General features: G+C 61.8%; 5 protein-coding genes. 2 read left to right on the forward strand and 3 right to left on the reverse strand.

From position 1 onward, the window contains the following. Positions 1–357 precede the first annotated feature (357 nt). Positions 358–1,401, forward strand: coding sequence for an AAA family ATPase (locus B2W70_RS04710; protein ID WP_286743355.1), 1,044 nt, complete (start codon positions 358–360; stop codon positions 1,399–1,401). A gap of 10 nt (positions 1,402–1,411) precedes the next feature. Continuing rightward, positions 1,412–1,948 carry a hypothetical protein gene (locus B2W70_RS04715; RefSeq protein WP_286743356.1) on the forward strand — a complete coding sequence of 179 codons (537 nt, stop codon included), beginning with the start codon at positions 1,412–1,414 and terminating at the stop codon, positions 1,946–1,948. Positions 1,949–2,124: 176 nt separating this feature from the next. On the opposite strand, the gene acnB is transcribed toward B2W70_RS04715, so the two are convergent. The 3 genes from acnB to prpF all read right to left on the reverse strand — a co-directional run bounded on the left by acnB (position 2,125) and on the right by prpF (position 6,822). Continuing rightward, positions 2,125–4,719 carry a bifunctional aconitate hydratase 2/2-methylisocitrate dehydratase gene (gene acnB, locus B2W70_RS04720; RefSeq protein WP_286743358.1) on the reverse strand — a complete coding sequence of 865 codons (2,595 nt, stop codon included), beginning with the start codon at positions 4,717–4,719 and terminating at the stop codon, positions 2,125–2,127. A 204-nt stretch (positions 4,720–4,923) separates the two neighbouring features. Continuing rightward, a complete protein-coding gene (locus B2W70_RS04725) occupies positions 4,924–5,469 on the reverse strand; it encodes a hypothetical protein (protein ID WP_286743360.1) in 546 nt (181 codons plus the stop codon). Between the two features lie 165 nt (positions 5,470–5,634). Continuing rightward, positions 5,635–6,822 carry a 2-methylaconitate cis-trans isomerase PrpF gene (gene prpF / locus B2W70_RS04730; RefSeq protein ID WP_286743363.1) on the reverse strand — a complete coding sequence of 396 codons (1,188 nt, stop codon included), beginning with the start codon at positions 6,820–6,822 and terminating at the stop codon, positions 5,635–5,637. Between the last annotated feature and the right edge of the window lie 176 nt (positions 6,823–6,998).

Genomic DNA, 6,998 nt, shown 5'->3' on the forward strand with positions numbered 1-6,998 from the left:
CCTGCCGAGAGGTGCAGGTGGGCGACGAGCAATGCCGCAAGGCGAGGGCGCAGCACGGGCTGCCGCACTGAATTCAGATGTGGCAGCAAGTAGTCGCAAGACTCGTCACATTTTGGCGACCGAGGTGCGTAGCTGTCATGGGAGCTGTCGGCACAGTGTGTAGCGAAACTTGTGCAGGTTTAATCGGGCGCATTTCGAACGCACAATACGTCTCATGTTTGCTCTTGGTGTGGTCGTACTTTTCTTGCGCACACCCTTGATAGTTCTTTGCACTTGCAAGTTGCGTCAGGTTGACTGACCTACTTCGCCAGATGCTGATGTTGTATCCGAGCCGAAGCCCGTACGAGGAGATCCGAAGTGCTCAAGCAGCTGAAAGTTGACAGCTACAGCGTCTTTGCAGATGCCACGGTGAACTGGTCGCCGGGGCTCAATGTGATTGTTGGTGAAAATGGCGCCGGTAAGAGCCAGTTGATGAAGTTGGCCTACTCTTTGGCCTGGGTTAGCCACGACCAGTCACGGTCAAATCGGCAGACCAAAGACGAGTTGCAAAAGAAGATTGCCGACAAGCTAGTTGCGACGTGTCGGCCAGACTACTTGGGGCGGCTAGTGTCTCGTCAGCGTGGTCGCAATCGATGCGAGGTGTCTGCCAGCTTCATTCGACCTACAGGGGCAAGTTTGAATTTTTCGTTCGCCTCAAATGCCCGAAGCGAAGTAAAGCTCGAAAAGATGCCTACCGCATATTTGGCTGCACCTCCAGTGTTTATTCCGACCCGAGAGATGTTGTCGATTTTCCCTGGCTTCATCGCGGCATACGAAGATAGTTACCTGTCATTTGAAGAAACCTACTACGACATCGCCAAAGCCTTGAATGGTGCTGCCAAGAAGAAGCATGCCGCGCCCGTGCAGGCGATGATCGACGACATCGAAAAACTGCTTGACGGGCACATCAAACTGGAAGCTGGGCGCTTTTACCTGCTTCCCGACCGTGCCGGCACGGGCAAGATCGAGGTGCCACTGGTTGCGGAGGGAATGCGCAAGCTTGCGATGCTGGCTTACTTACTGATCAACGGAGCTCTGCGTGATCGTAGTACGCTGTTTTGGGACGAGCCTGAAACGAACCTAAATCCCAAGCTCATCGTGTTGGTGGCCAAGGCTCTTGTGGCTCTGGCGGGACAGGGTATGCAGGTGGTGCTGGCTACCCACAGTTTGTTCTTGCTGCGTGAGTTGTCCATTCAGCTTAGAGCTGTGCAGCAACCGGTGCCTGCCACCTTTATAGCGCTGGATCGAAAGGCTGAAGGCGAAGTTGTACTTAACCAGTCCGAGTCGGTAGATGGCCTGGAGCCGCTGCTGATGTTGGAAGAGGATCTGCGGCAAACGGACCGCTACCTTGCTCATGGATAAGGTGTCTGACATGCCGCGCATTGATGAAGGTCGCTACGCTTATCAGTTTCCGCAAGGATGGACAGCTGCCAAATATGATGAGGACGGATTTTACGTCAAGAAATTTCAGAAAGTTGGGTTGGTCGAAGATGGTAACAAGGGCGTCAAAGCTGTTGATGTGTTGGCCTTTGGCGATGGCCCTGAGCTTTGGTTGATCGAGCAGAAAGACTATTCCGGCGGGGGGGCTGAGATTAAGGCTGGTGAGTTGTTGTACGCGGCTGCGGGCAAGTTGGTTGGTACGCTGGCCTGTTTGGCTGTTGCGCACAAAAATTGTCAACTGGGCTCGGCATCGCAACAGCTGGCCGCACAGGCGCTGCGCAAGACGCGCATTCGGTGTGTGCTGCATGTGGAGCAGCCGGCGAAACCATCAAGGTTATTTCCCCAAGTGATCGATCCAAAAACGGCGCGTGATACCTTCCGCAGGGCTGTGGGGCCAATCGATTCGCACGCTGAATTTGGAAATCAGGAACAGCTCAATGCCAAAAACTGGGCTTGGGTGATTGTTTGATTGTCCTTTGCCGGTGTCGGATGATGTGAATTCAAGGATGTCTAGCTTATGGATCGTAAAGGTATGCAACTGGTCCATTGCTGATGAGCCAAGAAAAAACCCGCCGGGGCAACCAGGCGGGTTTTTCACTCAAGGGGCCTGACCGTTGCCAGTCAGGCCGAAAGCACCGAGCGAACTCAGGCGGCCGTCACGCCCTTGGCGGTCTCCACGTACTCTTCAATCTGGTTGAAGTTCATGTACTTGTAGATCGAGTCGGCGTTGGCCGTGACCACGCCGGTTTCGGCCATGTACTCGGCCGGCGTCGGCAGGCGGCCCAGCTTCGATGCCACAGCAGCCAGTTCAGCCGAGCCCAGGAACACGTTGGTGTTCTTGCCCAGGCGGTTCGGGAAGTTGCGGGTCGAGGTCGAGATGCAGGTCGAGCCTTCCTTGATCTGAGCCTGGTTGCCCATGCACAGCGAGCAGCCAGGCATTTCGGTGCGGGCACCGGCTTGGCCGAAGGTGTTGTAGAAGCCTTCCTTGGTCAGCTCGGCAGCGTCCATCTTGGTGGGCGGGGCCACCCACAGGCGAACCGGCAGGTCCTTCTTGCCTTCGAGCACCTTGCCAGCGGCACGGAAGTGGCCGATGTTGGTCATGCACGAACCGATGAAGGCTTCGTCGATCTTGGTGCCGGCGACTTCGGACAGGAACTTGGCGTCGTCCGGGTCGTTCGGGCAGCAGACGATCGGCTCCTTGATATCGGCCAGGTCGATCTCGATGACGGCGGCGTATTCGGCATCGGCGTCGGCTTCGAGCAGGTTGGGGTTGGCCAGCCAGGCTTCCTGGGCGTCGATGCGGCGCTGCAGGGTGCGGGCGTCGGCGTAACCGTTGGCGATCATGTTCTTCATCAGAACGATGTTCGACTTCAGGTACTCGGCGACCGGTTCCTTGTTCAGCTTGATGGTGCAACCGGCGGCAGAGCGCTCAGCCGAAGCGTCGGACAGCTCGAACGCTTGCTCGACCTTCAGGTCAGGCAGGCCTTCGATTTCCAGCACGCGGCCCGAGAAGATGTTCTTCTTGCCGGCTTTGGCCACGGTCAGCAGACCGGCCTTGATGGCGTACAGGGGGATGGCGTGCACCAGGTCACGCAGGGTGACGCCGGGCTGCATCTTGCCCTTGAAGCGAACCAGCACCGACTCAGGCATGTCCAGGGGCATCACGCCGGTGGCAGCGCCGAAGGCGACCAGGCCCGAGCCAGCGGGGAAGGAGATGCCGATGGGGAAGCGGGTGTGCGAGTCGCCACCGGTGCCGACGGTGTCGGGCAGCAGCAGGCGGTTCAGCCACGAGTGGATCACGCCGTCACCAGGACGCAGGGCCACGCCGCCGCGGTTGCTGATGAAGGCGGGCAACTCGCGGTGCATCTTCACGTCCACGGGCTTGGGGTAAGCGGCCGTGTGGCAGAACGATTGCATGACCAGGTCAGCGCTGAAGCCCAGGCAAGCCAGGTCCTTCAGTTCGTCACGGGTCATGGGGCCGGTGGTGTCTTGCGAACCCACGGTGGTCATCTTCGGCTCGCAGTAGGTGCCGGGACGCACGCCTTGGCCTTCGGGCAGACCGCAGGCGCGGCCGACCATCTTCTGGGCCAGGGTGAAGCCCTTGCCGCTGTCGGCCGGGGCCTGGGGCAGGCGGAAGGCGGTGGAGGCGCTCAAGCCCAGGAACTCACGCGCCTTGCCGGTCAGCGAGCGGCCGATGATCAGGTTGATGCGGCCGCCGGCTTGCACTTCGTCGAGCAGCACTTGCGACTTGAGTTCGAACTTGGCGGCTTCGGCGCCGTTCTTCTCGATCTTGCCGTCATAGGGGTAGATGTCGATCACGTCACCCATTTCGAAGTTGGACACGTCCACTTCGATGGGCAGCGAGCCGGAGTCTTCTTGCGTGTTGAAGAAGATGGGGGCGATCTTGCCGCCCAGGGTCACGCCGCCGAAGCGCTTGTTGGGAACGAACGGGATGTCTTCGCCGGTGGCCCAGATCACGCTGTTGGTGGCCGACTTGCGGGAAGAGCCGGTGCCGACCACGTCGCCGACGTAGGCGACCAGGTTGCCCTTCTTCTTGAGGTCTTCGATGAACTGCATCGGGCCGCGCTTGCCGTCTTCTTCGGGCTTGAAGGCCGCGTCGGGACGGGTGTTCTTGAGCATCGCCAGATAGTGCATCGGGATGTCAGGGCGGCTCCAGGCGTCCGGAGCGGGCGACAGGTCGTCGGTGTTGGTCTCGCCGGGCACCTTGAACACGGTCACGGTGATCTTCTTGGCGACGGGCGGGCGGCTGGTGAACCACTCGGCGTCGGCCCACGACTGCATCACGGCCTTGGCGTTGGCGTTGCCGGCCTTGCACAGCTCGGACACGTCATGGAACGCGTCGAACATCAGCAGGGTCTTCTTGAGGGCTTCAGCGGCCACACCGCCGACTTCGGCGTCGGACAGCAGGTCGATCAGGGGCTTGACGTTGTAGCCGCCGACCATGGTGCCCAGCAGCTCGGTGGCCTTGGCCTTGGAGATCAGGGAGACGGTGACGTCACCGTGGGCCACGGCCGACAGGAAGGAAGCCTTGACCTTGGCGGCGTCGTCCACGCCGGGAGGAACGCGGTGGGTCAGCAGGTCCAGCAGGAAGGCGTCTTCGCCAGCGGGCGGGTTCTTGATCAGCTCGATCAGCTCGGCCACTTGGGTGGCCGACAGAGCCAGAGGGGGGATGCCAAGGGCGGCGCGTTCGGCAACGTGTTGGCGATAGGCTTGCAACATGGTGTTCACCTGGTTTGAGGGGGCAAAAAACGTGTCAGACACGTGGGTGGCGCACAAAAAATCACCGCGGTGGGGCGAATCAAGCGTTCCAACCACATGGAAATGCAATTTCCGTGCAGCCTGCTATTTTCGCCTACACCGCGGTGAATGTCACCACGACCGCACGAAATCAATGGACTTCATGCGACGAATGAGGGGGATTTTTCAGCGTGGGGCGTCGAAGATGGACGCGCGGGCCGGCTGAGCCGCCAGATCGGCCTCGGCCTTGCGCTGCACCTCGTGCACGCAGGCGTCCACCAGGCGCTTGCCGGTCCGGGTGTCGAGCACCATGGATTTGGTCAGAATTTGCACCAGCAGGGCCTGGCCGCGCACGTCTTCGAGGCGGGTGGCGCCGGTGGCCGACAGCACCGGCTTCATCAGCCATTTCTGCTTGCCCAGGGTCAGGTCGACGTAGCCAGGGTTGGCTTCGTTGTGGCGCACGACGATGTGCTGGCCGAACTCGCAGTTGTACGAGCCGGTCAGCACGCGCTCCTGTGCGGCCATTTGTTCCGGCGTTGCCGCGGCCAGTTGGAGGGGCTGTTCAACGGGTTGGGCAGCGCCTTTGATGACCGATTTGGAGGCCTTGACGGCGCTGGAGGCGTGAACCAGTTGGGGGGCAATGGCCGCAGCGGCCATGCCGATCACCAGGCCGGCCGAGAGGGCCAGGGTGCGGATGCGCTGGGTGCGGCGAGCGAGCGTGGATGCGTTCATGCTGTGAAATTCCGGGAGGCGCCAGGGGCGCCGGATCCTTCATCTTGCCACCGATCCACGGGGGTGAGGGGAAGAAAACACCCCGTGGATGTGTCAGTTCGTAGTGAAGATTTCGGCCCCTGCGAGCGCCGTGACGTGTTGCCCGGCGAGCCTTCGGTGTTCACCTCAGAACGCGTCACCGGGCACGCGCACCCAGCCTTCCATCAGGATGCGGGCGCTGCGGCTCATGATGGCCTTGGTGACCGTCCACTGGCCGTTCACCTGCTTGGCCTGGGCGCCCACGCGCAGGGTGCCCGAGGGGTGGCCGAAGCGCACCGCCTCACGCTCGCCGCCGCCGGCCGCCTCGTTGACCAGGGTGCCGGGGATGGCCGCTGCCGTGCCGATGGCCACCGCGCAGGTGCCCATCATGGCGTGGTGCAGCTTGCCCATCGAGAGGGCGCGCACCAGCAGGTCCACGTCGGCCGCCGCGATGGTTTTGCCGCTCGATGCCGTGTAGGGCGTGGGCGGTGCCACGAAGGCGATCTTGGGTGTGTGCTGGCGGGTGGCCGCTTCTTCGGGCGTCTTGATCAGGCCCATGCGCAGGGCGCCGGCCACACGGATGGCCTCGAAGCGCTTGAGTGCGTCGGGGTCGGTGTTGATTTGCTCGCGCAGTTCGGTGCCGCTGTAGCCGATGTCTTTCGCGTTGACGAACACGGTGGGAATGCCCGCCGTGATCATGGTGGCCTTGACAGTGCCCAGGCCCGGTACCTCCAGGTCATCGACCAGGTTGCCGGTGGGGAACATCGATCCACCTTCGTCGCCATCGTCGGACGGGTCCATGAACTCGAGAACGATCTCGGCTGCGGGGAAGGTCACGCCGTCGAGCTCGAAGTCACCGGTCTCCTGCACCTGACCGTTGGTGACGGGCACGTGGGCGATGATGGTTTTCTGGATGTTGGCCTGCCAGATGCGGACCACGGCCACGCCATTTTCAGGAATGCGGGCCGCATCGACCAGGCCGGCGTGGATGGCGAAGGCACCGGCGGCGGTGGAGAGGTTGCCGCAATTGCCCGACCAGTCCACGAAGGCCTTGTCGATGGAGACCTGACCGTAGAGGTAGTTCACGTCGTGGTCGGGCACGCTGGACTTGGACAGGATCACGCACTTGCTGGTGCTCGAGGTGGCGCCGCCCATGCCGTCGATGTGCGCGGCGTAGGGGTCGGGGCTGCCGATGACACGCATGAACAGCTTGTCGCGTGCTTCACCGGGCTGCTGGCAGCTGGCGGGCAGGTCTTGAAGGCGGAAGAAGACGCCTTTGCTGGTGCCGCCACGGATGTAGGTGGCGGGGATCTTCACTTGTGCGGTGTGGGCCATGGTCACGGATGAGGTTCGATGGGAGGATGCGGCGCCTTCACGCCGGATTTTCGCTGGTTTGTCGATCGGTGCATCGGTGGCTGGTGTTTCAGAGGGGCTCCAGCTTCGGGCCCCTCAGGCCGACCAGCAAGGCCCTTCCACCGGGCTCGACGCGGAACTCGCCAAAGCGGGCGCCG

The sequence above is a fragment of the Aquabacterium sp. UBA2148 genome, from assembly GCF_002328915.1.
Classification (GTDB): Bacteria; Pseudomonadota; Gammaproteobacteria; order Burkholderiales; family Burkholderiaceae_C; genus Aquabacterium; species Aquabacterium parvum.

Bases quoted from the DNA above. Each gene is read 5' to 3' on its own strand.
- acnB (WP_286743358.1), bottom strand. From the start codon at position 4,719: ATGTTGCAAGCCTATCGCCAACACGTTGCCGAACGCGCCGCCCTTGGC.
- B2W70_RS04715 (WP_286743356.1), top strand. From the start codon at position 1,412: ATGCCGCGCATTGATGAAGGTCGCTACGCTTATCAGTTTCCGCAAGGA.
- B2W70_RS04725 (WP_286743360.1), bottom strand. From the start codon at position 5,469: ATGAACGCATCCACGCTCGCTCGCCGCACCCAGCGCATCCGCACCCTG.
- prpF (WP_286743363.1), bottom strand. From the start codon at position 6,822: ATGGCCCACACCGCACAAGTGAAGATCCCCGCCACCTACATCCGTGGC.